The 22,897-nt window shown below is 63.9% G+C and carries 24 protein-coding genes; 12 read left to right on the top strand and 12 right to left on the bottom strand.

All coding sequences use genetic code 11. The annotated features are described in order from the left end of the window. Positions 1-2: 2 nt before the first annotated feature. Entirely contained in the window at positions 3-1,034 is a 1,032-nt protein-coding gene (holA, locus tag C4S73_RS14790; protein ID WP_103873250.1) for a DNA polymerase III subunit delta, read from the top strand. 69 nt (positions 1,035-1,103) lie between these two features. Here holA and C4S73_RS14785 read toward each other — a convergent pair whose 3' ends face one another. The 5 genes from C4S73_RS14785 to mnmE all read right to left on the bottom strand — a co-directional run bounded on the left by C4S73_RS14785 (position 1,104) and on the right by mnmE (position 6,774). Beyond that, the gene (locus C4S73_RS14785; protein ID WP_103873249.1) at positions 1,104-1,982 is read right to left on the bottom strand and encodes a ParB/RepB/Spo0J family partition protein; all 879 of its coding nucleotides are present in this window, start codon (positions 1,980-1,982) and stop codon (positions 1,104-1,106) included. A gap of 29 nt (positions 1,983-2,011) precedes the next feature. Then, on the bottom strand, positions 2,012-2,842 hold the full coding sequence (locus C4S73_RS14780) for a ParA family protein (RefSeq protein WP_103873248.1): 831 nt from the start codon (positions 2,840-2,842) through the stop codon (positions 2,012-2,014). Then, on the bottom strand, positions 2,839-3,486 hold the full coding sequence (rsmG, locus tag C4S73_RS14775; protein WP_103873247.1) for a 16S rRNA (guanine(527)-N(7))-methyltransferase RsmG: 648 nt from the start codon (positions 3,484-3,486) through the stop codon (positions 2,839-2,841). The genes C4S73_RS14780 and rsmG overlap by 4 nt, the downstream gene beginning before the upstream one ends. 3 nt (positions 3,487-3,489) lie before the next feature. Continuing rightward, positions 3,490-5,382, bottom strand: coding sequence for a tRNA uridine-5-carboxymethylaminomethyl(34) synthesis enzyme MnmG (mnmG, locus tag C4S73_RS14770; RefSeq protein WP_103873246.1), 1,893 nt, complete (start codon positions 5,380-5,382; stop codon positions 3,490-3,492). Positions 5,383-5,460: 78 nt separating this feature from the next. Further along, positions 5,461-6,774 carry a tRNA uridine-5-carboxymethylaminomethyl(34) synthesis GTPase MnmE gene (mnmE, locus tag C4S73_RS14765; RefSeq protein ID WP_103873245.1) on the bottom strand — a complete coding sequence of 438 codons (1,314 nt, stop codon included), beginning with the start codon at positions 6,772-6,774 and terminating at the stop codon, positions 5,461-5,463. Between the two features lie 34 nt (positions 6,775-6,808). On the opposite strand from mnmE, the gene C4S73_RS14760 reads away from it, so the two are divergent. Further along, on the top strand, positions 6,809-8,809 hold the full coding sequence (locus tag C4S73_RS14760; RefSeq protein ID WP_103873244.1) for a thioredoxin domain-containing protein: 2,001 nt from the start codon (positions 6,809-6,811) through the stop codon (positions 8,807-8,809). A gap of 38 nt (positions 8,810-8,847) precedes the next feature. Here the strand turns inward: C4S73_RS14760 and rho are convergent, their stop codons facing one another. From rho to hemE, 3 genes are all read right to left on the bottom strand, one after another. Then, positions 8,848-10,113: a transcription termination factor Rho gene (gene rho, locus C4S73_RS14755; RefSeq protein WP_103873243.1), complete on the bottom strand. Its 1,266-nt coding sequence runs from the start codon at positions 10,111-10,113 to the stop codon at positions 8,848-8,850. Between the two features lie 221 nt (positions 10,114-10,334). Beyond that, positions 10,335-10,757 carry a protoporphyrinogen oxidase HemJ gene (gene hemJ / locus C4S73_RS14750; RefSeq protein WP_103873242.1) on the bottom strand — a complete coding sequence of 141 codons (423 nt, stop codon included), beginning with the start codon at positions 10,755-10,757 and terminating at the stop codon, positions 10,335-10,337. A 15-nt stretch (positions 10,758-10,772) separates the two neighbouring features. Then, positions 10,773-11,807 (bottom strand): uroporphyrinogen decarboxylase, encoded by a 1,035-nt coding sequence (gene hemE, locus C4S73_RS14745; RefSeq protein WP_103873308.1) that lies wholly within the window; start codon positions 11,805-11,807, stop codon positions 10,773-10,775. Positions 11,808-12,268: 461 nt separating this feature from the next. On the opposite strand from hemE, the gene C4S73_RS14740 reads away from it, so the two are divergent. The 5 genes from C4S73_RS14740 to dnaQ are packed head-to-tail and all read left to right on the top strand — an operon-like array spanning position 12,269 to position 15,937. Beyond that, positions 12,269-13,099, top strand: coding sequence for a pyruvate, water dikinase regulatory protein (locus C4S73_RS14740; RefSeq protein WP_103873241.1), 831 nt, complete (start codon positions 12,269-12,271; stop codon positions 13,097-13,099). Further along, on the top strand, positions 13,096-13,722 hold the full coding sequence (locus C4S73_RS14735; RefSeq protein WP_103873240.1) for a Maf family protein: 627 nt from the start codon (positions 13,096-13,098) through the stop codon (positions 13,720-13,722). The genes C4S73_RS14740 and C4S73_RS14735 overlap by 4 nt, the downstream gene beginning before the upstream one ends. Positions 13,723-13,742: 20 nt before the next feature. Beyond that, the gene (locus C4S73_RS14730) at positions 13,743-14,576 is read left to right on the top strand and encodes a shikimate dehydrogenase (protein ID WP_103873239.1); all 834 of its coding nucleotides are present in this window, start codon (positions 13,743-13,745) and stop codon (positions 14,574-14,576) included. Positions 14,577-14,607: 31 nt separating this feature from the next. After that, the gene (coaE, locus tag C4S73_RS14725) at positions 14,608-15,234 is read left to right on the top strand and encodes a dephospho-CoA kinase (protein WP_103873238.1); all 627 of its coding nucleotides are present in this window, start codon (positions 14,608-14,610) and stop codon (positions 15,232-15,234) included. Further along, positions 15,227-15,937, top strand: a complete 711-nt coding sequence (gene dnaQ, locus C4S73_RS14720) for a DNA polymerase III subunit epsilon (RefSeq protein ID WP_103873237.1) — start codon at positions 15,227-15,229, stop codon at positions 15,935-15,937. The genes coaE and dnaQ overlap by 8 nt, the downstream gene beginning before the upstream one ends. Before the next feature lie 301 nt (positions 15,938-16,238). Here dnaQ and C4S73_RS14715 read toward each other — a convergent pair whose 3' ends face one another. Continuing rightward, positions 16,239-16,982, bottom strand: coding sequence for a TerC family protein (locus tag C4S73_RS14715; RefSeq protein ID WP_103873236.1), 744 nt, complete (start codon positions 16,980-16,982; stop codon positions 16,239-16,241). Between the two features lie 165 nt (positions 16,983-17,147). Next, on the bottom strand, positions 17,148-17,645 hold the full coding sequence (gene secB, locus C4S73_RS14710; RefSeq protein WP_103873235.1) for a protein-export chaperone SecB: 498 nt from the start codon (positions 17,643-17,645) through the stop codon (positions 17,148-17,150). A 253-nt stretch (positions 17,646-17,898) separates the two neighbouring features. Between secB and C4S73_RS14705 the strand changes: the two genes are divergently transcribed. The 5 genes from C4S73_RS14705 (at position 17,899) to C4S73_RS14685 (ending at position 21,819) form a co-directional block, all read left to right on the top strand. After that, on the top strand, positions 17,899-18,630 hold the full coding sequence (locus C4S73_RS14705) for a Tim44/TimA family putative adaptor protein (RefSeq protein WP_103873307.1): 732 nt from the start codon (positions 17,899-17,901) through the stop codon (positions 18,628-18,630). A 59-nt stretch (positions 18,631-18,689) separates the two neighbouring features. Next, positions 18,690-19,793 (top strand): murein transglycosylase A, encoded by a 1,104-nt coding sequence (gene mltA, locus C4S73_RS14700; RefSeq protein ID WP_160115781.1) that lies wholly within the window; start codon positions 18,690-18,692, stop codon positions 19,791-19,793. A gap of 26 nt (positions 19,794-19,819) precedes the next feature. After that, positions 19,820-20,359, top strand: coding sequence for a Smr/MutS family protein (locus C4S73_RS14695; protein WP_342210574.1), 540 nt, complete (start codon positions 19,820-19,822; stop codon positions 20,357-20,359). Further along, entirely contained in the window at positions 20,356-20,733 is a 378-nt protein-coding gene (locus C4S73_RS14690) for a helix-turn-helix domain-containing protein (protein WP_103873232.1), read from the top strand. Before C4S73_RS14695 ends, C4S73_RS14690 begins: the two co-directional genes overlap by 4 nt. 87 nt (positions 20,734-20,820) lie before the next feature. After that, on the top strand, positions 20,821-21,819 hold the full coding sequence (locus C4S73_RS14685) for an adenosine kinase (RefSeq protein WP_103873231.1): 999 nt from the start codon (positions 20,821-20,823) through the stop codon (positions 21,817-21,819). 157 nt (positions 21,820-21,976) lie between these two features. Here the strand turns inward: C4S73_RS14685 and C4S73_RS14680 are convergent, their stop codons facing one another. Both C4S73_RS14680 and C4S73_RS27935 read right to left on the bottom strand, forming a co-directional pair. Beyond that, positions 21,977-22,606 (bottom strand): pyridoxamine 5'-phosphate oxidase family protein, encoded by a 630-nt coding sequence (locus C4S73_RS14680; RefSeq protein ID WP_103873230.1) that lies wholly within the window; start codon positions 22,604-22,606, stop codon positions 21,977-21,979. A gap of 18 nt (positions 22,607-22,624) precedes the next feature. Further along, complete coding sequence (locus C4S73_RS27935; RefSeq protein WP_146071359.1) at positions 22,625-22,831, bottom strand: hypothetical protein; 207 nt, start codon at positions 22,829-22,831, stop codon at positions 22,625-22,627. Between the last annotated feature and the right edge of the window lie 66 nt (positions 22,832-22,897).

Genomic DNA, 22,897 nt, shown 5'->3' with positions numbered 1-22,897 from the left:
TCATGGCCTCTATCAAGGCTCATGAGGCCGACCGAGCGCTGGCACGGCTCGACCCTGCCTGGCGGCTGGTGCTGATCTACGGCCCTGACGCCGGCCTGGTCTCGGAGCGCGCTGCTGCGCTGGCCCGCGCCAATGTCGACGACGCAAATGATGCCTTCCAACTCGTCCGCATGGACGGCGACAATATCGCGTCCGATCCGCTGAAGCTCGCCGATGAAGCCAATACGATCGGCTTGTTCGGCGGACGCCGCGCAATTCGGGTCTCGCCGACCTCGAAGCCATTGCTGGCCGCCGTCGAGCCGCTGCTGGCGACGCCCTCCCGGGATGCCATCGTCATCATCGAGGCCGGCGACCTCCAGCGCAGCAATCCCCTGCGTACCGCCTGCGAGAAGGCCCGTACGGCGCTCGCAGTGCCCTGCTATGGCGATGCCGCACGCGATCTGAGCAGCATTATCGACGAAATGATCCGGGCGGCGGGGAAGACGATAGACCGCGCCAGCCGCGACCATCTGGCCAGCCTGCTGGGGGGGGATCGCCAGACATCGCGGCGCGAAATCGAGAAGCTGCTGCTTTACGCGGGATCGGATAGCGCCATCGGCGAGGATCATATTGCTGCGGTGGTCGGTGACACCGCTCAACGCGAACAAGCCATGCTGGTCGATGCCGTATTCGCCGGAAAGATGCCGGCGCTCGATCTTGCCCAGGCCAAGCTGAGCAGTGAGGGCCTTGATGCCGGTGTCATGCTCGGGGCGGTCATGCGTCAGGCCCTGGCGCTGCTGAAGGCCCGGCAAAGCATGGATGCCGGCCGCAGCGCGAAGGATGCGGTCTCCACGATGCGCCTGCCTTATCCCCGTATCGCCACGACTGAAGCCGCGCTGAACAGCTGGACAACCGCGAAGCTGACCGAAGCTGTAAGCCTGCTTGGCGCAGCGACGCTTGCGACACGACGGGACGCCGAAACGGGAAAGGCCACCGCCACGCGCGCGCTGTGGACGATGGCCAGGCTGGCTAGGTCGAACGGTCGCAGTGAATAAGGCACCGACCCGAAAAGTGTCATGCGGCCTTCGAAATAAGCCGCTGCAAGATCAAAGACCTACAGCAAATCAGGCCTTCAGGCGCCGGCACAAGGCGTCGAGCTGTTCCAGCGTCTTATAGCTGATCTTCATCTCGCCACCGCCATTGGCCCGATGCACGATCGAGACGGAAAGGCCAAGCGCCTCCTCCAGCGCTTTCTCGACAGCCCTGGTATCGGGATCCTTATCGACCTTCGGCTTGCCGGGAACGCTTTTGCTCTCACCGCGCGATTCATCCTGCACGATCCGCTCGATATCGCGAACGCTCAAGCCTTCATCGATGATCTTGCGAGCCATCAGTTCCGGGTCCGAAACAGATAGCAGCGCGCGGGCATGACCGGCTGAGACCGCTCCCTCGCTCACCATCTGGCGAACCGATTCTGGAAGCTTCGACAACCGCAGGGTATTGGCGACATGACTGCGGCTTTTGCCGATAACACGAGCCAGATCGTTCTGGGTGTAGCTGAACTCGGCGATCAAGCGCTCGTAGCCCGCCGCCTCCTCAATCGCATTGAGATCAGTCCGCTGAACGTTCTCGACGATCGCGATCTCGAGGGCCTCGCGATCATCGGCCTCGACCAGGATGATCGGAACGTCATGCAGGCCAGCGCGCTGCGCGGCGCGCCAGCGACGCTCGCCGGCGATGATCTCGTAAGCGTCGAGCATGCCCGAGATGGGCCGCACGATGATCGGCTGCAGGATACCTCGCTCTCGGACTGACGCCGTCAGCTCTTCGAGATCGTCCTCGCCGAAGGTTCGACGCGGATTTCGCGCGCTGGGACGCAGGAATTCGACGGGAACGCGGCGCTGGCCGCGAGCCCTGTCGAGCGCGCCGATCTCGTCGCCGACATCACCGATCAATGCCGCCAGACCGCGGCCAAGGCGTGAACGCCCCTGTTCTTCGGCCATAGCCATCCTCGTCAATCTCTACACTAGGCTCAAGCCGCGGCGCGCAGGGCACGCTCGCGCTTGATCACTTCCGATGCCAGTCTCAGATAAGCCTGCGACCCCGAGCAACGCAGATCGTAGAGCAAGGCCGGCTTGCCATAGGACGGCGCTTCGGAAATCCTGACATTCCGCGGAATGACGGTCTCATAGACCTTGTCGCCGAGGAACTCGCGAACATCGGCCATAACCTGGCCGGATAGATTGTTGCGCGCATCGTACATCGTCAGCACGACGCCCTGGATGGCGAGGCGAGGGTTGAGACCGGCGCGCACCTGTTCGACGGTCTTGAGCAGCTGGCTCAGACCCTCCAATGCGAAGAACTCGCACTGCAATGGCACCAGAACGGCATCCGAGGCCGTCATCGCATTAATGGTGATCAGGCTGAGTGAGGGCGGGCAATCGATCAGCACATAAGTCAGATCTGAGCAGCGCTGGTCATACATCAGCTCGTCGATCGCATGCTTCAGGCGATGCGCACGATCCTTGGAGGATGCAATCTCAAGCTCGACGCCGAGCAGGTCGAGCGTCGATGGCGCCAGAAACAGGCCCGGCACAGCCGTTTCCTGCATCGCCTGCCCGAGACCGACATCCCCGCAAAGCACATCATAGGTCGAGGACTTGCGGCTCTTGCGATCGATGCCAAGGCCAGTCGAGGCATTGCCTTGCGGGTCCAGGTCGACGATCAGCACCTTCTCGCCGGTCGCTGCCAGAGCCGTGCCAAGATTGATAGCGGTCGTCGTCTTGCCGACGCCGCCCTTCTGATTCGCTAGCGCCAGCACACGCGGGCGGCGCGGCAACGCAACAGGTGTCAGATCAGTCATGAATCGGCCCGTTTCTCGGCCGCGCGAACCAGCAGGATCCGGGCGGCATCATCTGTCACGGAGGAAACCGTCGATGCCTGAATCATCCAATATTTAGACGCTTCGGTCAATTCAGCGTCTAGATGTTGTCCCTTGGGAAAAAGCCCCATCGTGCCAGTTCTCAACAACTGTTCGCACCAGCCCAGCAGAAGAGGCAGCGGAGCAAGGGCGCGAGCCGTGACCACATCGACCGTCCCGACGAAGTCAGCGATCACATCCTCGATCCGAGCGCAGTGAACTGTGACCGGAGCGCCGGTTATCCGCGCCGCATGTCGCAGGAAAGCGCATTTGCGGCTATTGCTCTCGACGAGATCGATATGCCCATTAGCTTTTTCCGCAAGGCAAATCCCGATCACCAACCCGGGAAACCCCCCGCCAGAGCCAAGATCGAGCCAGTTCGCGGCCTCTGGCGCTAAGCTATGGAGCTGAAGCGAGTCGGCAATATGGCGGGTCCAAACGTCGCGCAATGTCGACGAGGAAACCAGGTTTTTTGCAGCCTGCCAGCGCACCAATTCCGATACGAGCAGTTCCAGGCGTTCCTCTGTTTCACGTGAAACAGGAGTCAAGCGCAAAGCGCGCTGACGGCCGGCGTTTTCAACAGTCACGGATCACGCGACCGATTCAACAGGTTGCGATCGACGACCGCGCCGCGCATGCGCGGCTAGCAGGGTCAGCGCGGCCGGCGTCATGCCCTCGATCCGCCCAGCCTGAGCCAGATCGGCGGGCCGCTCGCTCGCCAGCTTGGCCTTCAATTCGTTGGACAGGCCCGAAATTCCGTTCAGATCGAGGTCCGCCGGGACCTTCAAGGCCTGATCGCGCTGATAGGCCTGAATCTCCGCCGACTGCCGATCAAGATAGACCGCATAGACGGCATCCGCGGTCACTCGCGCCGATACCGACTTCGAAAAGGCCTGAAGTTCCGGCCATATGCCGGCAAGGCGCTCGATCCCGATATCGGGATAGGACAGCAGCTGATAGGCGCTGCGCTTCAAACCATCCCGGTTGAGCTGAAGCCCCACGGCATCGGCCTGCTGAGGTGTGAGCCACAGGCTCTTGAGACGGCTGCGCAGTCCCTCGATCGCTATGCTGCGCTCGTCGAACTGGGCCTTTCGGGCCGAGCCGACCAGGCCAAGCGTCAAGCCCAGCGGCGTCAGGCGCTCGTCCGCATTATCCACCCGTAATGACAGGCGAAATTCCGCCCGCGAGGTGAACATTCGATACGGTTCCGTAACGCCGCGGGTGACGAGGTCGTCGACGAGCACCCCGATATAAGAGGTGGTGCGTTCCAGAACGACAGGATCGGCCCCACCGGCCCGCCTTGCCGCGTTGAGGCCGGCAAACAGGCCTTGCGCCCCGGCCTCCTCATAGCCTGTCGTGCCATTGATCTGGCCAGCCAGGAAGAGACCACTTACCGCCCGCGTCTCCAGCGTATTGTTCAGGGCACGCGGATCGACGAAATCATACTCGATCGCGTAGCCGGGACGGAGCATGACGGCCCGCTCGAGACCCGGGATCGTCTTGAGCACGCCAAGCTGCACATCCTCCGGCAGCGAGGTCGAAATGCCGTTGGGATAGACCGTGGGATCGTCCAGGCCTTCCGGCTCCAGAAAGATCTGGTGCCCGTCACGATCGCCGAAGCGGCCGACCTTGTCCTCGATCGAAGGGCAATAGCGCGGGCCGCGCCCTTCGATCTGGCCTGAAAACATCGGCGCAAGATGCAGATTGGCGCGGATCAGGTCATGCGTCGCCAAGGTCGTACGCGTGATGCCGCAGGAGATCTGTGGCGTCGTGATCGCCTGCGTCAGCGCAGAGAACGGTTCCGGCGGATCATCGCCAGCCTGCATCTCCAGTGAGGCCCAATCGATCGTGCGGCCGTCGAGCCTTGGTGGCGTGCCCGTCTTGAGCCTTCCGAGCGGAAAACCGTAGCGCTCCAGCGTCGCAGACAGTCCCAGTGAAGGCGCTTCGCCGACACGCCCGGCCGGAATCTTCGATTCACCGATATGGATCAAGCCCCGCAGGAACGTACCTGTGGTCAGCACAACCGTTCCGGTACCGAATCGACGGCCGTCGGCAAAAATGACGCCCGTGACCTGTCCGCGCTCGATATCGAGGTCGAACACCTCACCCTCGATCAGGTCGAGATCTGCCTGCTCGGCAAGAAGATCCTGGATGGCCTGGCGATAGAGCTTGCGGTCGGCCTGGGCTCTGGGCCCGCGTACGGCTGGGCCCTTGCGCCGGTTGAGCATGCGGAACTGGATGCCGGCGCGGTCAGCAGCCCTCGCCATCAAACCGTCGAGCGCATCGATCTCGCGAACGAGATGGCCCTTGCCCAGCCCGCCAATAGCGGGATTGCAGGACATTACGCCGATGGTGTCGATCTGATGCGTCACCAGCGCGGTGCGCGCGCCCAGACGCGCGGCCGCCGCAGCCGCCTCGACGCCGGCATGGCCGCCGCCGACGACGATCACGTCATATCGGCTTTCGACAGAAGTGTAAGACATGCCTTTCGCTACCGAACCCCGATTCTCAGGTCAATGATTATCGGATTCCACGAGCGTTTCACGTGAAACGGAGGGATCCTACTTGCCGATGCAGAATCCCGAAAAGAGCTGGTCAAGAACATCCTCTACGTCGATGCGACCGACCAGTCGCTCAAGCGCAACGACCGCAAGGCGAACATCTTCCGCCAACAGCTCCGCCTGGCCGTGGCCGGCTGCCATAGCCCGCTCCAGGGACAGAATTGCGTCGGTGACGGCTACGCGGTGGCGTTCACGTGTGAGCAGCGCCGGCTCCGGATTGGCGATTGCGCCAAGACGGTCGACGACAACCGATAGAAGATCCTCGATTCCAGCGCCTGTCTTGACGGAAATCGGCAATTCGCCGGGCAGGATCAACCCATTGAGGTCGGCCTTGGTGGCGATCGGGAGGGTCCTGACATCGCTTCGCATTCGATCCGGGTCCGAATCGGTTGCGCGCAGGCTCAGGACCAGATCGGCGCGCTCGACCAGCGCCCGCGCCCTCCTTACGCCTTCGGACTCAATCGGGTCGTCGCTGTCGCGCAGACCTGCTGTGTCGACAAGGATCACCGGCAAGCCGGCTAGGTCCAACCTGACCTCGATCGCATCGCGCGTTGTCCCGGCGATCGGTGACACGATCGCCACATCGCGCCGCGCCAGCGCATTCAGCAGGCTCGACTTGCCGGCATTCGGAGCCCCTGCGAGAACGACCACAAAGCCTTCGCGGACCCGCTCCCCCATGCCGAAGCTACCGAGCGCCGCTCGCAGTTCGGCCGCGACGATAGCGACAATCGCCAGGGCGTCGTCGGCGAGCGGGCCGAAAACATCCCCTTCATCCGAGAAGTCAATCTCGGCCGCCAGCAGCGCCATGGCCTCGACCAGGCGCAGCCGCCATTGCGAGGCGACGTCGCCGAGCGCGCCTTCCATTTGGCGGAGCGCCTGTCGCCGCTGCCATTCCGTTTCCGAATCGATCAGGTCCGCAAGTCCCTCGACCGCCGCAAGGTCCAGCTTGCCAGCCTCGAAGGCGCGTCTGGTGAATTCGCCCGCTTCGGCCAATCGGACGCCGGATAGTTGCGTCAGCGTGGACAGCAATCGGGCCAGCACGGCCCGCGAGCCGTGAATGTGAAACTCCGCGACATCCTCGCCCGTAAAGCTGGCGGGTCCCGGGAAATAGAGCACAAGCGCGCTGTCGATCGCGTCGCCAGCTGCATCGCGCAAACGACGGAGCGCGGCCAGTCGGGGCTGTGGAATGGTACCCGCAATTGTTTCGAGAACGAATCGAACCCGTTGACCGGAAATACGGACGACTGCGACGCCGGCCCGACCTCCGGCCGAGGACAAGGCCACAATCGTGGGATATGCATCAGATACACTCATAGTCGCTCTTTCTGCCGACCGGAAAGCTCAGCCGATGAACCGCCTTGCCGACGCCGCCAGCCCCTATCTGCTGCAACATAAGGACAACCCCGTCCACTGGTGGGAATGGAGCGACGCCGCTTTTGCCGAGGCAAAGCGCAGCGGCAGACCCATACTGCTCTCCGTCGGCTACGCCGCCTGCCATTGGTGTCACGTCATGGCGCATGAGAGTTTCGAGGACCCCGCGACGGCCGCGGTGATGAACGAGCTCTTCGTGAACATCAAGGTCGACCGCGAGGAACGGCCCGACATCGACCATGTCTATATGACCGCGCTGCACAGTCTGGGCGAGCAGGGTGGCTGGCCGCTGACCATGTTTCTGACGCCCAGCGGCGATGCGTTCTGGGGCGGCACATATTTCCCCCCCGAAGCGCGCCACGGCCGCCCGGCCTTCACCACCGTGCTCAGACAGCTTGCCGCGATCCACCAGCAGGATCCCGAGCGGATAGAACGCAACGCCGCCGCCATAGGCGCAGCGCTGAAGCAGGCCGAAGCGTCTGACTTTAGCTCGTCCAGCGAACCCGATCTCGACGCTGTCGCGGCGCAGACAGCCCGGGCCTTCGATCCGCACCATGGCGGCCTGCGGGGCGCGCCGAAATTTCCCAATCCTGGTCTCGTCGAGCTTCTCTGGCGGCACGGCTCCCGAACCGGCTCGCAAGGCACGCTCGAGCCGGCGACACGGACCTTGGAGCGGATGGCACGAGGTGGCATCCATGATCATCTCGGCGGTGGCTTCGCGCGCTACTCGGTCGACGAGCGCTGGCTCGCTCCGCATTTCGAGAAAATGCTTTACGACAATGCCCAGCTCCTCGGGCTCTATGCGCTCGAAGTCAGCCGCAGCAGCGATCCGATCGCGCGGACGGCGGCTGAAGGCATAGTGACCTGGCTCAAGCGCGACATGCTGCTGCCGGAAGGCGCGTTCGCCGCCAGCCTCGATGCGGATTCGGAGGGTGTCGAAGGCAAGTTCTACGTCTGGACCGCAGCAGAACTCGCCACACATCTCACGGCCGGCGAAGCCAATCTGTTCGCGAACCATTACGACGTGACGCCACATGGCAATTGGGAAGAGGTCACCATCCTGAACCGGCTGGAGATGCCCGACCCTGACGCCGCAACAGAGGCCGAGCTCGCACAGATCCGAGCCAGGTTGCTGGAAATCCGGTCGAGACGTATCCCACCGGCTCGCGACGACAAGATCCTTGCCGATTGGAACGGGTTGATGATCGCCGCGCTTGCACGCTCCGCAGGATTGATGGAGCGTCCGGAATGCTTGGGGCTTGCGAGGTCGGCTTACCATTTCGTCGCCGAATCAATGGCCGATGGCGATGGCCTGGCGCATTCCTATCGGCAAGGCCGGTTGATCAAACCGGGCTTCGCACTGGACCACGCGGCCATGATCGACGCGGCTCTGGCGCTCCACGACGCGACATTCGAGCAGCACTACCTTGATGACGCCAAACGCTGGTCGGGCCACTTGGATCGGCACTACCGTAGCCAGGATACCGGGCTACTTGGTATGACTCGGGTGGATAGCGTGGGCCTACCGGTCATACCGAGGCCGACTCATGACGATGCTGTCCCCAACGCCAATGGCGTGCATGCCAGCAATCTTATCCACATCGCGGCCAAGACGGGCAACGACGAGGATCGTGACGAGGCCGACGGATTTCTGGATGCGGCACTGGCCGCTGCCGCGCGCTCAGCGCTGGCACATGGCTCGATTGTGAACGGCTACGATCTCCTACGAAACGGCGCGGAGATCGTTCTGGCGGGGCCGGAGCGCGCAGCCTTCCATGCTGCCGCTCGTAAGCTGCCTTACACCACGACGATACTGATCGATTGCCCTGAGCCGGACAGCCTGCCGGCGGGCCATCCTGCGGCCGCGATGGTGAGACAGGCGGGGCAGGGTGCCGCCTTCATCTGCTTTGCCGGGCGCTGCCTGCCGCCCGTCACGGACCCGAATCGATTGGCTGAAGCGATAGCCGCCGGGCGCTGACGCCAGGCGGCTAACTCGGTCAGGTGTTCCCAAGTCGGTCAGGTGTTCATCGAGTCGAAGAAGTCCGAGTTCTGTTTGGTCTGGCGCAGCTTGTCCATCAGGAACTCGATGGCGTCCTGCGGGCCCATTGGGTTCAGGATGCGGCGCAGCACATAGGTCTTCTGCAGCACGTCCTTGGGCGTGATGAGCTCTTCCTTACGCGTGCCCGACTTGAGGATGTCGATCGCCGGGAAGATGCGCTTGTCCGCCACCTTGCGGTCGAGGATGATTTCCGAGTTACCGGTGCCCTTGAACTCTTCGAAGATCACCTCGTCCATCCGGCTGCCGGTATCGATCAGCGCGGTCGCGACGATGGTCAGCGAGCCGCCTTCCTCGATATTGCGCGCGGCGCCGAAGAAGCGCTTCGGCCGCTGCAGGGCGTTGGCATCGACACCGCCGGTCAGCACCTTGCCCGAAGACGGCACGACGGTGTTGTAGGCGCGGCCGAGACGGGTGATCGAATCGAGGAGAATGACGACATCGCGGCCATGCTCGACCAGGCGCTTGGCCTTTTCGATCACCATCTCCGCGACCTGAACGTGACGCGAGGCAGGCTCGTCGAAGGTCGAGGACACCACCTCGCCCTTCACAGAACGCTGCATGTCCGTGACTTCCTCGGGCCGCTCGTCGATCAGCAGCACGATCAGATAGCATTCCGGGTGATTGGTCGTGATCGACTGCGCGATGTTCTGCAGCAGCACGGTCTTGCCGGTCCGCGGCGGCGCCACGATCAGCGCACGCTGGCCCTTGCCGATGGGCGCCACGATGTCGATGACCCGCGGCGAAAAGTCCTTTTTCGTCGGATCCTGAACTTCGAGCCGCAAGCGCTCGTCGGGATAAAGCGGCGTCAGGTTGTCGAAGTTGATCTTGTGCTTGATCTTCTCAGGGTCTTCGAAATTGATCGTGTTGACCTTCAGCAGCGCGAAATAGCGCTCGCCATCCTTCGGTCCCCGGATCGGTCCTTCGACCGTATCGCCGGTGCGCAGGCCGAACTTCCTGATCTGCGTCGGCGAGACATAGATGTCGTCGGGACCAGGCAGATAGTTCGAATCCGATGAGCGCAGGAAGCCGAAACCGTCGGGGAGAACCTCGACCACGCCCTCGCCGAGAATTTCCGTCTCCCGCGCCGCGAGCTGCTTCAGGATCGCGAACATCAGCTCCTGCTTGCGCATCGTGCTGGCGTTCTCGACCTCGAGCCCTTCGGAAAAGGTCACGAGCTCGGTCGGCGATTTGATCTTGAGGTCTTGGAGTTTGATTTCCCGCATGGGGCACCCGGATCGTGAACGTTCCTGCGAGGGAGGCAGGAATCAGGACGGTATTGGAAGGAACAGCAGGCCCAGAACGGACCAGCGCGATCGTTGCGCGCCATGAGCGTCTGCAACGGCAGCCAGCTCATAAACCATCGGCAACAGGGAGGACGCTGGAGAAGCGCGCCTCCTGATAGCGGGAATTTTCGCCGGGCTCAAGTCGGAAACGACAGATCGCTTCAGAAGGGCTTCACGATGACGAGAATGACGATCAAGGCCATCAGAACGGCCGGAACCTCGTTGATGATCCGATAGAAGCGCGGCGACTTGTCGTTGCGATCCTCGGCAAAGGCCCGCACTCGCCCAACCAGGAAACCATGGATGCCGGAGAGCAGGATGACCAGCAGGATCTTGCCGTGCAGCCAGCCACCTTTGAAACCGAACGCGGTCCAGGCCAGGTAAAGGCCGAGGACCCAGGTCAGGATCATCGCGGGATTGATGATGCCCTTGAGCAGCCGGCGCTCCATGAGCTTGAACGTCTCGGACTGGATCGAACCGATCTGAGCCTCTGCGTGATAGACCATCAGGCGCGGCAGATAGAGCATGCCGGCCATCCAGGCGATCACCGCCATGACGTGAAAGGCCTTGATCCATTCATACATCGGCTTGTCGCTCCGTCAGGTCCGTATCGCCGCCAGCAGCCGCTCGACATGCGCGATCGGCGTGTCCGGCAAAATACCGTGACCCAGATTGAAGATGAACGGACCTGCGCCGAATGCCGCACGCACCGCTTCGATCTCGCGCTCGAGCTCAGGCCCACCGGCGCGCAGCAGCAGCGGATCGAGATTGCCCTGGACCGGCACAAGCGTCTGGATCTCGCGCCGCGCAAAATCACGATCGATATCGGTCTCGAGACCGACCGCATCGACCCCCGTCGCTTTGACGTAGTGCGGGATCAATTGGCCGGCGCCACGCGGGAATCCGATGATGCGCGCCTCGGGATGGAGCGCCCGCACGCCATCGACGATCCGTTTCGTCGGCGCGACGCACCAACGCTCGAAATCGTCGCGACCGAGCGAACCCGCCCAGCTGTCGAAAACCTGCACGGCATCGACACCGGCCTCGATCTGCGCGGACAGATAGCGGACCGAGCTGACGACGATGCGGTCGATCAGCTTCTGGAACAGCGCCGGGTCACGCGTGAACAGCGCCTTGGCCGGCCCCTGGTCCGGCGTGCCGCGACCAGCGACCATATAGGTCGCCACAGTCCAGGGCGCGCCACAGAAGCCGATCAGCGCCTTCTCCCTGGGCAGTGCCGCACGAACCCGTCGCACGGTCTCCAGCACCGGCCTGAGGACGTCCTGATCGGCAAAGCGGTCGATCTCGCCAAGCCTTGCTTCGTCGGCAACAGGCTCCAGCCGCGGGCCCTCGCCTTCGACGAACCAGAGCTTCTGGCCGAGCGCCTGGGGCACGACGAGAATGTCAGAGAAAAGAATGGCGGCATCGAAACCGAAGCGCCGGATCGGCTGCAAGGTCACTTCGGCTGCAAGCTCGGGATTGTAGCACAGAGCGAGGAAGCTCCCGGCCTTGGCGCGAAGCTCACGATACTCAGGCAGATACCGGCCAGCCTGCCGCATCATCCAGATCGGTGGCGTCGCAAGGCTTTCGCCGGAGAGGGCCCGAAGGAAGGCAGGTTCATTGGTCTTGGCCATCTCTGCCTCGGTCATGCCAGTCCGGTCATCCATATCGCTATCTCTTAAATAGAACTCTTATAGAGAGAATCTTCTTTTGAGACTCTTGGAGGGGGGCAAATAGCCCGGCGCAATCATGTCCACAACCGGTCCACAGGCATGGGGCCTGCCGACCGGCTCTGGAATCAACCCGACCGAGGTCGTTAATGGTTTCTTAACTAATGCGAATCTGCGTTGGGCCTGGGCTCCCCGAAAATGATTCACGTGAAACATTCCTCTCTGTCCCCACAGGCGCGGAGCTGTTGATGGTTTGAGGGGGTTATACAGACCCTCGATCTGACCCTTCCGGGATGATCAGTTGTCCACACTCCTCCCCAGGCCCTTCGAAGGCCCCAAAGCCGGCCAATTCGGGCTTGTCGCAATTTGCATTGCAGGCGCGCCGCGATAGAGGTGACTAACGTCGCCATCACCCGGGAGCCATCGTGGCCCGCAACTATTTCCATCTCCACCTGGTCTCGGATGCGACCGGCGAAACCCTGATCGCGGTCAGTCGCGCCGCCGCCGCACAATATGAGACGGTCTCCGCGATCGAGCACGTCTACCCGCTGGTGCGCTCGGAAGCGCAGCTCGCTCGCGTTCTGGCGGAAATCGAGGCCTCGCCCGGCGTCGTGCTTTACACGCTGGTCGAGCCGGAATGGCAGGAGCGCCTGGAGACATTCTGCCGCGATCTCGGCTGCCCCTGCCTGTCGGTGCTTCAGCCAGTGCTCTCGCTGTTCCAGTCCTATCTGGGTCAGGCTTCGGCCCCTCGGCCGGGCGCCCAGCACGTGCTCAATGCCGAGTATTTCCGGCGCATCGACGCGATGAACTACACGCTGCTGCATGATGACGGCCAGCTCGGCGGCGACCTCGAAAGTGCCGATGTGATTCTCGTCGGGATCAGCCGCACGTCGAAAACGCCGACCAGCATTTACCTGGCCAATCGCGGTATCAAGACGGCCAACATTCCGCTGGTGCCGAATGTCCCGCTGCCCGCCGAGCTGGAGCAATTGCACAAACCCCTGATCGTCGGCCTCGTCGCCAGTGCCGACCGAATCGTCCAGATCCGGCAGAACCGCCTGCTGTCTTTGCGGGCCGATGACGAAACCGCCTATGTCGACCCGACATCCGTTGCCGACGAGATCATGCAATCGCGCCGGCTCTGTTCCCGCAAGGGCTGGCCGGTGATCGACGTGACCCGCCGTTCGATCGAGGAAACGGCTGCCGGCATTCTCGACCTGTTGCGCGATCACCGCATGAAGTTCATCGCGACATGAGCCTTGAGTCCAGGCTGTGGCTGGGAAGCCAACCCTTGCTGCTGGCATCCGGCAGCGCGACGCGGCGCGATATGCTTCTGGCGGCTGGCGTACCCGTCGAGACGATCAGCCCCGATGTCGATGAACGCGCGATCGAGGTCCCGCTTCAGGATCAAGGGGCGGCTGCCAGCACCATCGCGCTGACGCTTGCTCGTGCCAAGGCGCTTGCAGTCTCGCAACGCCATCCGGGGCGCACGGTACTCGGCGCCGATCAGACGCTGACCTGCGAGGGGATCGCCTTCCACAAGCCCGGCAACCGGGCCGAAGCCGCGAGCCAGATCGACGTCCTGTCCGGCAGGACGCATGAACTGCACGCTGCCTTCGTGCTGGCGCGCGACGGCGCAGTGCTTGTCGAGGATCTCGGCTCGGCTCGGCTGAGCATGCGTCCGCTGACCCCGGCTTTCATTGCGACCTATCTCGACATGGTGGGGCCGGCCGCCTTGGCCAGCGTTGGCGGCTACCAGATCGAAGGGCCGGGCGCCCAGCTCTTCGCATCGATCGATGGCGACCATTTCACCATCCTTGGCCTGCCCCTCTTTGCCGTTCTCGCCGCGCTGCGCGACCTCGATCTTCTAGCCCGCTGAATCCGGACCCGACCTCCGCCATGTCTCCACGCTGCTTCGTCATCGGCCATCCCATCGCTCACTCGCGCTCGCCGCTCATTCACGGACGCTGGATCGAAGAGCATGGACTCGCCGGATCCTATGAGCGGATCGACGTCGCCCCGGCCGACCTTCCCGCCTTTATTGGGCGGCTTCGCGCTGGCGAATTCACCGGAGGCAATGTCACGGTGCCGCTCAAGGAAGCAGCCTTGCCCCTGCTGGACGAGGTCAGCGACGTCGCGCGCGCCATGGGCGCCGTCAACACGCTCTGGCGCGAGGGCGGTCGACTGTGCGGCGACAATACCGATGCTTCGGGTTTTCTCGATCATCTCGACGCCACGGTGCCGGGCTGGGATCAAAGAGTGCGGACAGCGCTGATCTTGGGCGCGGGCGGCGCGGCCCGGGCAGTCTGCTACGGGCTGAAGCTGCGTGGCCTGGGCCGGATCACCATCGTCAACCGCAGCCTCGATCGGGCCGTGGAACTGGCCACTGCGCTGGGCGCACCGCTCGAAGCGGCCGATTGGGCTGCACGCGGCGAGCTCGTCGGCTCCGCCGATCTCATCGTCAATACGACTGCGCTCGGCATGAACGGCCAACCGCCGCTCGATCTCGATCTCGCCGCGCTGCGCCCGGGAACCCTCGTCGACGATATCGTCTATGTGCCCCTGATGACCCCGCTGCTGCTCGAGGCCAAGCGCCGCGGCGGCGTTCCGGTCGATGGGTTGGGCATGCTGCTGCATCAGGCCGTGCCCGGCTTCGCCCGCTGGTTTGGTGTCACACCTTCGGTCACACCCGCACTGCGCGAACTGCTCGAAGCCGATATCCTGCGCGCGTGATTCGCGCAGGCGAAAATAGGGCGTTCCTACCATGACGTTCATTCTTGGCCTGACCGGTTCGATCGGGATGGGGAAGTCCACCACCGCGAACCTGTTTCGCGAGCGCGGCATTCCCGTTCACGACGCCGATGCTTCGGTGCACCGGCTCTATCGCGGCCGCGCCGTAGCGCCGATCGGCGCGGCCTTTCCTGGTGTCATCAATGACGATGCCGTCGACCGGGCCCGTCTCTCTGCGGCCGTACTGGGCAAGCCCGAGGCGTTGAAAAAGCTCGAAGCGATCATCCATCCGCTGGTGCGCGAGGAGGAGGAGCGCTTCCTGAGCGCCTGCCGCAAGGCCGGTCACGGGCTGGTCGTGCTCGATGTGCCGCTGCTGCTGGAGACCGGCGGTGAGCGCCGTTGCGATGCCGTACTCGTCGTGACCGCACCAGCCGATGTGCAGCATCGTCGCGTGCTCGCCCGGCCGGAGATGACGCGGGACAAGCTCGCGGCGATCCTGGCCCGGCAGATGCCGGATGCGGAGAAGCGCCGCCGCGCCCATTTCCTTGTGGACACCTCGCATGGCTTGCTGGTCGCGCAAAGGCAGGTCGGGTCTATCCTGGCCGTGCTCGCCGGCCGGCCTGGCCACGCGCGGGCAGTCGAGGCCAGCCAGCATGCGTGAGATCGTTCTCGATACCGAAACCACCGGCGTCGAAGCCAATGGCGGGGATCGCATTGTCGAAATCGGCTGCGTCGAGCTGGTCAATCATTGCCCGAGCGGTCGCAGCTTCCACGTCTACATGAATCCCGAGCGACCGATGTCGGACGGAGCGTTCAGGGTCCATGGCCTCTCCGATGCCTTTCTCTCCGACAAGCCGCTCTTTGCGGCCATCGCCGAGGAGTTCGTCAGCTTCATCGCGGATGCCAGGCTGGTGATCCACAACGCCGCCTTCGACGTCGGCTTCCTCAACATGGAGCTGAAGCGGATCGGCCGTGGCCCGATCGAGCCCTCGCTGGTCGTCGATACGCTGGCTATGGCGCGCCGCAAGCATCCCGGCGCCTCCAACAGCCTGGACGCACTCTGCTCCCGCTATGGCATCGACAATGGCCGCCGCACCAAGCACGGCGCGCTCCTGGACGCCGAGATCCTGGCCGAGGTCTATATCGAGCTCATCGGCGGCAAGCAGACCACGCTTGGTCTGGGCGTACAGATGAACGGCGGCCAGAACGGCCTTGCCGACGCGGTGATCGAACGGCCGCAGCGTCTGCGTCCGCTGGCGCCGCGCCTCGACGAGGCCGCCATCGCCGCCCATGAGGCTTTCATCCGCTCGCTCGGCAAGGCCCAGCTCTGGCGCGGCTATCTCGGCCTGACCGACGAGGCATAGAGGCTGCACTGATACGGAGACGGCCCCGAGTCATCCCGCACAAGCGAGTTTAACCGCGCCGTCATTCCGGGGCTTCGCGTAGCGAAGAGCCCGGAACCCAGAACCGATTCCGCTATCGTAAGAATCCGAATAGAGCCCCTCGCGACGAGGCTCATTGGTTCTGGGTTCCGGGCTCAGGCCGTCGGCCTGCCCCGGAATGACGGCGTGTTTCAATGCGAACACGGCACGTCTGGCCGCGATGGCGCCGTCATCCATCCGGCAAATCGCGCATGCTTTTGGCATGCGCTCTCAGTCTTCGGCCTCAGCGCTTGTTCTTCCGCGTCGCCCGGCGCGACAGCATGTTGAGCGCCTCGATTCCCGCCGAGAAGGCCATGGCGGCGTAGATGTAGCCCTTGGGCACATGCACGCCAAAACCCTCGCCGATCAGCGTCGCGCCGATCATCAGCAGGAAGCCGAGCGCCAGCATCACGATGGTCGGGTTCTTCTCGATGAAATGCGCCAGCGGATCGGCCGCGAGTAGCATGGTCAGCACGGCGACGAGGACGGCGATCACCATCACCGGAATATGATCGGTCATGCCGACGGCGGTGATGATGCTGTCGATGGAGAAGACGAGGTCGAGCAGCAGGATCTGCATGATGACGCCGCCGAAGGTGACGGCGACGGCCTTGCCGCCGTCGAAGACATCAGGCCCGTGATCGACATCGACCTTGTGATGGATCTCCGCTGTGGCCTTCCAGACCAGGAAGAGGCCGCCGGCGATCAGGATGATGTCGCGCCAGGAGAATGCCTTGCCGAACAGCGTGACGATCGGCTCGGTCAACTGCACGATAATGGCGACGGTGCTGAGCAGTCCAAGCCGCAGGATGAGCGCGAGCCCGATGCCGATCTTGCGGCCACGCGAGCGCTGCGCCTCCGGCAGCTTGTTGGTGAGGATCGAGATGAAGATCAGGTTGTCGATTCCGAGAACCACTTCCATGGCGATCAATGCCCCGAGCGCGGCCCAGATGGCGGGGTCGGCGGCAAGCGTCAGAAGGTAGTCCATCGGTTCTCCACAAATGACAGGAAGGCTGGCGACGTGTCAGCCGCCAGCCCTCGACCAGTCCGCGAAGTGGAGGTTCATCAGCCCGCTCGCAAGGGCGGCCCCGGCATTCGAATACGAAAAAGGGCCCGGAAGGGCCCTTTCGCGTCGTCTCGTCAGGCAGGAATATCAGGCGTTGGGGGCGCCCTGCTGAGCCTGCATCTCCTGCAGCCGCTGCTGGAACAGCGCCGCGAAATCGATCGGCGGCACGTAGAAAGGCGGGAAGCCGCCGTTCTGAACCGCTTCGGCAATGATCTGGCGCGCGAAGGGGAAGAGCAGGCGGGCGCAGTCGATCACCAGCACGGGGTGGATGTGCTCCTGGGGCACGTTGAGCAGGCGGAACACGCCGCCATAGCTCAGGTCGAAGGCGAACAGCGTCTCGTTGTTGATCTCGGCCTTGCCCTCGAGCTGCAGCACGGTCTCGTAATCATTGTCGCCCAGCGCGGAGCTCGAGACATTGACCTGCAGCGACATCTGCGGGCCCTGCTGAGCCTGCTGCTGGCTGAGTGCGCGCGGCGCCTTCGGATTCTCGAACGAGAAGTCCTTGGTGTACTGCATCAAGGCGTTCATGCTCGGAGCCGCGTCTGCGGCACCCGCGCCATTACCGTTGGGGAGTTCGTTGGCCATCGGTCCCATCTTGTTCTGGCAGGCTGTCTCGGGAAATCCCGCGCCACATCAGACGTTCGGGATTGCGCTCCGCTCTCCGGTGCAACGCGGGCGTCGGCTATCATGGACGCCTGCCCCGCACAAGAAGCTGCCTTCACAAGCAGGGGGGTGGATGTTACGAGCCTTGGACACCATATGACACCACGCGGCCGAACTCCTTGTGAAGGAACGGCTGATTTACAATTTCGTGACTGGAGCTTCGGGTCAGCTTTCGATGCAAAATTCCTTCGACATGACGACTCTGCTCTTTGTGGCCCTGGCCGTTTTCGTCGCCTGGAAGCTGCGCTCCGTCCTCGGTCAGAAAACCGGCCACGAGCAGCCGCCTACCGATCCTTTCGCCCGCCGCGACAATACTTCGGTGCGGCCCGATCAGGCGCAGCCCAACGACGCCAAGCGCGACAATGTCATCCGCCTTCCCGGCGCCGCCAACGATCCGGTCGCGCCTGTGCAGCCGGCTGCTGACCGCTGGAAGGATATTGCTCCGCCGGACTCGCCGATCATAGCGGGCATCGAGGATGTAATCCGCCAGGAGCCCTCCTTCGATCCGCGGGCTTTTATCGGCGGCGCCAAGGCAGCCTATGAGACCATCGTCACCGCCTTCGCCCGTGGCGACCGCAAGACGCTGAAGGGCCTGCTTGCCAAGGAAGTCTATGAGGGCTTCGAGCAGGCGATCACCGATCGTGAGAAGCGCGGCGAGAAGGCCGAGTCGACCTTCGTCTCGATCGACAAGGCCGACATCGCCGCCGTCGAGGTCAAGGGCAAGACCGGCCAGGTCACGATCGCCTTCGTCTCGCAGCTGATCAGCGTTACCCGCGATGCCCAGGGTGCCGTCGTCGATGGCAGCGCGGAAGCGGTGTCCGAGGTCAATGATATCTGGACCTTCTCGCGTCAGCTCGGCAGCCGCGATCCGAACTGGCTGCTGGTCGCGACCGAATCCGCGGCGTGATTCGTGGCGCCGGTTTCGCACTGGCGCTGCTTACGGCCTGTGGCACGTCCATGAGCGGCATGGCTGCCTCGAAGCCGCCCCTTCCTCCCGGTGCCCGCGCCGAGCTTCTCTCGGCGCCGCAGCTTCCGGGCTGGGCGGCTGACGATCATCGCATCGCGTTCGGCCTCTTTGCCCGGGGCTGCCAGGCAAAGCCGCCCTTGCGGACGGCGGTGCCTCTGCCGGATGCGCTCGACGCTGTCTGCGCGAAGGCGCAACGCCTGCAGAAGGCAGCGCCGATCGACCGCGATCAGGCCCGCACCTTTTTCGAGCAGAATTTTTCGTTCTGGCGGATACGACCGGCAAATTCCGAAACCGGCTTCATGACCGGCTATTTCGAGCCCGAATTCGAAGGCGCGCTCACCCCGTCGGCCACCTTCCCCACACCGCTCTACGGCCGCCCTGCCGATCTCGTGACCCGCAATCCCGGCGATGACTGGCCCGGATTGGACGCATCGTTCTCGGCTGCGCGCCGCACGGCGAAGGGCCACGAGGTCTTCCCTGACCGCACCGCGATCGAGACCGGAGCGCTGGACGGTCAGGGCCTCGAAATCCTCTGGCTGCGCGACCCCGTCGACCGCTTCGTCCTGCAGGTCCAAGGCTCAGGCCGGGTACGGCTGCCCGATGGCTCGGTGACGCGGCTGGTCTATTCCGGCCGCAACGGCCACGCCTACACCTCGCTCGGCCGCGTGCTGAGCGAGCGCGAAGCCATCCCTCCCGAGCAGATGACGATGGACCGCCTCATTGCCCGCCTGAAGGCGGATGCCGCGTTCGCCCGCGACCTGATCCGGCTGAACCGCTCCTTCGTCTTCTTCGCGCGTCGCGATGATCTGCCGGCGGGTTCGGGCCCGATCGGTGGCGCTGGCCTGCCGCTGACTCCGCTGCGCAGCATCGCGATTGATCGTAATGTCTGGCCTTATGGCGTGCCGGCCTGGATCGACGCGACGCTGCCCGACGGCACGGGCGGAGGCGAGCACCTCGCGCGCCTGATGATCGCTCAGGACACCGGCTCGGCCATTCTCGGTCCGGCCCGGGTCGATCTCTTCGTCGGATCGGGGCCGGTCGCGGGGCATCGCGCCGGGCTCGTCCGTCACCCCTTTGATTTCACCGTGCTCTGGCCGCGCTAGCGATGCGTTCGCGGCGAGGGAAAGTATTGTCGGAGGCTGACATCGCGCTCTGGCGGCAGGTCGCGCGCTCCGTGAAGCCGCTGCCCGGCCGTGCCCCGATCGAGCCCGATCCCGTCGCACCTCCCATCCCATCGCTTGAGATAGAGACGGCGACGCTCACTTTGACGGTTTCCGTGCGAACGATGCCGGCAAAGCCGGCCCCGCCGCCGCTCGCACCCCTGGAGCGTCGCCTGCGAACGCAGCTGCGGCGCGGACAGCAATCGGTCGAGGCGGTTATCGATCTTCACGGCATGCGCCAGGACGAGGCGCATCTGGCGTTGCGGTCGTTTCTGCGCCGCGAGCAGATGCGCGGCACCAAACTCGCGCTCGTCGTGACCGGCAAGGGGGCGGCTGGTGCCAGCCTGTTCGGAGACGAGCGCGGCGTGCTGCGTCGGATGGTGCCGCATTGGCTGCGCCTGCCCGATCTGCGACCCTTCGTGGTCGGTTTCGAGGAGGCCGAGCAACGCCATGGCGGTGGCGGGGCGCTCTATATCAGGCTCCGGCGCACCCGCGAGGCCGGGCTGTGACGCCGTTTGGCCAGCGTGTGCGCGATCTCAGGAGCCAGCGCGGCATTACGCTGGCGCAGATGGCCGAGGGTCTCGGCGTGACGCCGGCCTATCTCTCGGCGCTCGAACACGGCAAGCGCGGCCGCCCGACCTTCACCCTGATCCAGGGCGCCATTCACCTGCTCGGGGTGATCTGGGACGAGGCCGACGAGCTGGTGCGCCTTGCCGACCTCTCGCATCCGCGCGTCACGGTGGACACCGCCGGCCTCGATCCGGAGGCGACGCTGCTGGCCAACCGCCTTTCCCGGGAGATTGCGACGCTGGAGAAGGACGAGCTTCAGCGCCTCGCCGGCATTCTCGACGAAGCGGCGGCCCGGCATAGCCAGACGGGCTGATCGGCTTGACCGCAAACTGTGCGGATGCGACACGCCGCGCCAGTATTCGCCTCCTCGATCTCATCCTCACCAGCATCCGGATCCCCAATGACCAGCAAGCGCACCGACGTCCTCGCCCTCGGCAATGCCATTGTCGACGTCATCGCTTCCGCCGAGGAGGATTTTCTGAGGCAGCACGACCTCGCCAAGGGCGCGATGATGCTGATCGACGAGGCCAGGGCCGAGGCGCTCTACGCAGCCATGGGGCCTGCCAAGGTGATCTCGGGCGGCTCCGCCGCCAACACCATCGCCGGACTTGCCTCGTTCGGCGGCAAGGGCGCTTTCATCGGCAAGGTCAAGGCCGACGAACTCGGAGCGCTCTACCGGCATGATCTGGCCTCGCTCGGCGTCTCCTTCGAGACGGCTGCGGCGACGCAGGGAGCCGCCACGGCGCGCTCCTTCATCATCGTGACGCCAGATGGGGAGCGCACGATGAACACCTATCTCGGGGCCTGCCAGGGCCTCTCGGTGGCCGATGTCGACGCCAAGGCGGTCGAGAATGCCGACATCATCTATCTCGAAGGCTATCTCTGGGATCCGCCGGCCGCCAAGGAGGCGTTCCGCAAGGCTTCCGAGATCGCCCACAAGGCCGGCGGTCGCGTCGCCATCACCCTGTCGGACTCCTTCTGCGTGGACCGGTACCGCGACGAGTTCCTGGGCCTGATCCGGAACCGCATGGTCGATATCGTCTTCGCCAATGAGCATGAGCTCAAGAGCCTGTATCAGACCGGCGATTTCGAAACGGCTCTGGCGGCTCTGCGGGCCGAGAACATCCTGGCGGCAGTGACCCGTTCCGAGAACGGCGCACTGGCCGTGACGCAGGACGGCATCGTCGTCGAGCCGGTCTTCCCGGTCGAGCGCGTGGTCGATTCAACCGGCGCGGGCGATCTCTTCGCCGCCGGCTTCCTCTTCGGCCTCACCTCGGGCCGCGAGGTGCGGGACGCGCTGCGCCTCGGCGCGCTCGCGGCGGCCGAGATCATCAGCCATGTCGGCGCGCGGCCGGATGTGAACTTGAAGGTGCTGGCGGGCAACGAAGGCTTGCTGTGACCCTTCTCCCCTCGGGGGAGAAGGTGTCTGCGAAGCAGACGGATGAGGGAAGGGTCGCGCAAGCGGCCCTTTTTCTTTTCGGTCGAGGTCTGCCCTCATCCGTCAGCGCTTCGCGCTGCCACCTTCTCCCCCGAGGGGAGAAGGACAAGTCGGCCCTTCAATACAGCGTCGCCTTCACCCGCTCGGGCAGCGCCTTGTCATAGGCCTCGCCATCGAAGGTCTCGACCTCGACGTTCTTCGCCGTGATGTCGCGCAGGATCTGTCCGGCGCTGGGCAGCCTGCGCCTGTCGACCTGGGTCGATGGGTTCCAGAGGTCGGCCCGCACCACCGCGCGCGAGCACTGGAAGTAGACGCTCTCCACTGTGACCACGATGACGCAGGCCGGGAGCTTTCCGGCCATCTCGAACTGCCCGCACAACTCAGGGTCGCTGGAAAGCAATGCTGTTCCATTCACGCGCAGGGTCTCGCCATAACCGGGCACCAGGAAGAGCATTCCGATTCTCGGATCGAACAGGATATTCTTCAACGAATCCAGACGGTTATTGCCTCTTCGGTCGGGAATCAGGAGCGTTTTCGCGTCCCGGAATCTGACAAAGCCCGGCATATCCCCGCGCGGCGAGCAATCCAGGCCCTCCGGACCATTGGTCGCGAGCACGAAAAACGGCGAAGCGGCGATCAGCGCCGCATAGTTGTCATCGACATGATCGATCTCCTTGGCGATCGATGCCGGCGCGACCGGGTTGGGGTAGAGCGCCGCGAGAGCTTCAACGGAGCTTATTGTACTCAATGTGCTAACTCGGCCGAATTATTCGTGGACGCGCGCATTATGGGCGCGATGCCGTCCCTCTTCGGGACCCTGAGTCCGATTATCGAGAAACGTACGAATATTCTCTTTGAAAATTTCTGCGGAGTTCGCATCAAGCAAACGAAAATTCGCCTGATCGCCTAGTTCGAGTATCTGCCGCAAACTCGCTACAACCCATCCTTCATGTTCCAGCCGGATGCGCGTCATGGTAGCCTCCGCGTGGGTTAGCTTGTTATTTATTGAGACGAATCAAGTTAACATTTGTTCCTGCCG

Origin of the sequence: Allobosea lathyri (genome assembly GCF_900108245.1) — a bacterium.
GTDB lineage: Bacteria > Pseudomonadota > Alphaproteobacteria > Rhizobiales > Beijerinckiaceae > Allobosea > Allobosea lathyri.
The sequence above is the reverse complement of the archived record's forward strand: the minus strand, read 5'-3'. Positions and strand labels throughout refer to the sequence as shown.

Coding starts and splice junctions, on each gene's coding strand:
- C4S73_RS27935 (WP_146071359.1), bottom strand. CDS start 22,831: ATGACGCGCATCCGGCTGGAACATGAAGGATGGGTTGTAGCGAGTTTG.
- mltA (WP_160115781.1), top strand. CDS start 18,690: ATGGCTGCCTCGAAGCCGCCCCTTCCTCCCGGTGCCCGCGCCGAGCTT.
- C4S73_RS14705 (WP_103873307.1), top strand. CDS start 17,899: ATGCAAAATTCCTTCGACATGACGACTCTGCTCTTTGTGGCCCTGGCC.
- C4S73_RS14735 (WP_103873240.1), top strand. CDS start 13,096: ATGAGCCTTGAGTCCAGGCTGTGGCTGGGAAGCCAACCCTTGCTGCTG.
- C4S73_RS14730 (WP_103873239.1), top strand. CDS start 13,743: ATGTCTCCACGCTGCTTCGTCATCGGCCATCCCATCGCTCACTCGCGC.
- holA (WP_103873250.1), top strand. CDS start 3: ATGGCCTCTATCAAGGCTCATGAGGCCGACCGAGCGCTGGCACGGCTC.
- mnmE (WP_103873245.1), bottom strand. CDS start 6,774: ATGAGTGTATCTGATGCATATCCCACGATTGTGGCCTTGTCCTCGGCC.
- C4S73_RS14785 (WP_103873249.1), bottom strand. CDS start 1,982: ATGGCCGAAGAACAGGGGCGTTCACGCCTTGGCCGCGGTCTGGCGGCA.
- C4S73_RS14685 (WP_103873231.1), top strand. CDS start 20,821: ATGACCAGCAAGCGCACCGACGTCCTCGCCCTCGGCAATGCCATTGTC.
- hemE (WP_103873308.1), bottom strand. CDS start 11,807: ATGGCCAAGACCAATGAACCTGCCTTCCTTCGGGCCCTCTCCGGCGAA.
- mnmG (WP_103873246.1), bottom strand. CDS start 5,382: ATGTCTTACACTTCTGTCGAAAGCCGATATGACGTGATCGTCGTCGGC.
- rho (WP_103873243.1), bottom strand. CDS start 10,113: ATGCGGGAAATCAAACTCCAAGACCTCAAGATCAAATCGCCGACCGAG.
- coaE (WP_103873238.1), top strand. CDS start 14,608: ATGACGTTCATTCTTGGCCTGACCGGTTCGATCGGGATGGGGAAGTCC.
- C4S73_RS14780 (WP_103873248.1), bottom strand. CDS start 2,842: ATGACTGATCTGACACCTGTTGCGTTGCCGCGCCGCCCGCGTGTGCTG.
- C4S73_RS14715 (WP_103873236.1), bottom strand. CDS start 16,982: ATGGACTACCTTCTGACGCTTGCCGCCGACCCCGCCATCTGGGCCGCG.
- C4S73_RS14760 (WP_103873244.1), top strand. CDS start 6,809: ATGAACCGCCTTGCCGACGCCGCCAGCCCCTATCTGCTGCAACATAAG.
- secB (WP_103873235.1), bottom strand. CDS start 17,645: ATGGCCAACGAACTCCCCAACGGTAATGGCGCGGGTGCCGCAGACGCG.
- dnaQ (WP_103873237.1), top strand. CDS start 15,227: ATGCGTGAGATCGTTCTCGATACCGAAACCACCGGCGTCGAAGCCAAT.
- hemJ (WP_103873242.1), bottom strand. CDS start 10,757: ATGTATGAATGGATCAAGGCCTTTCACGTCATGGCGGTGATCGCCTGG.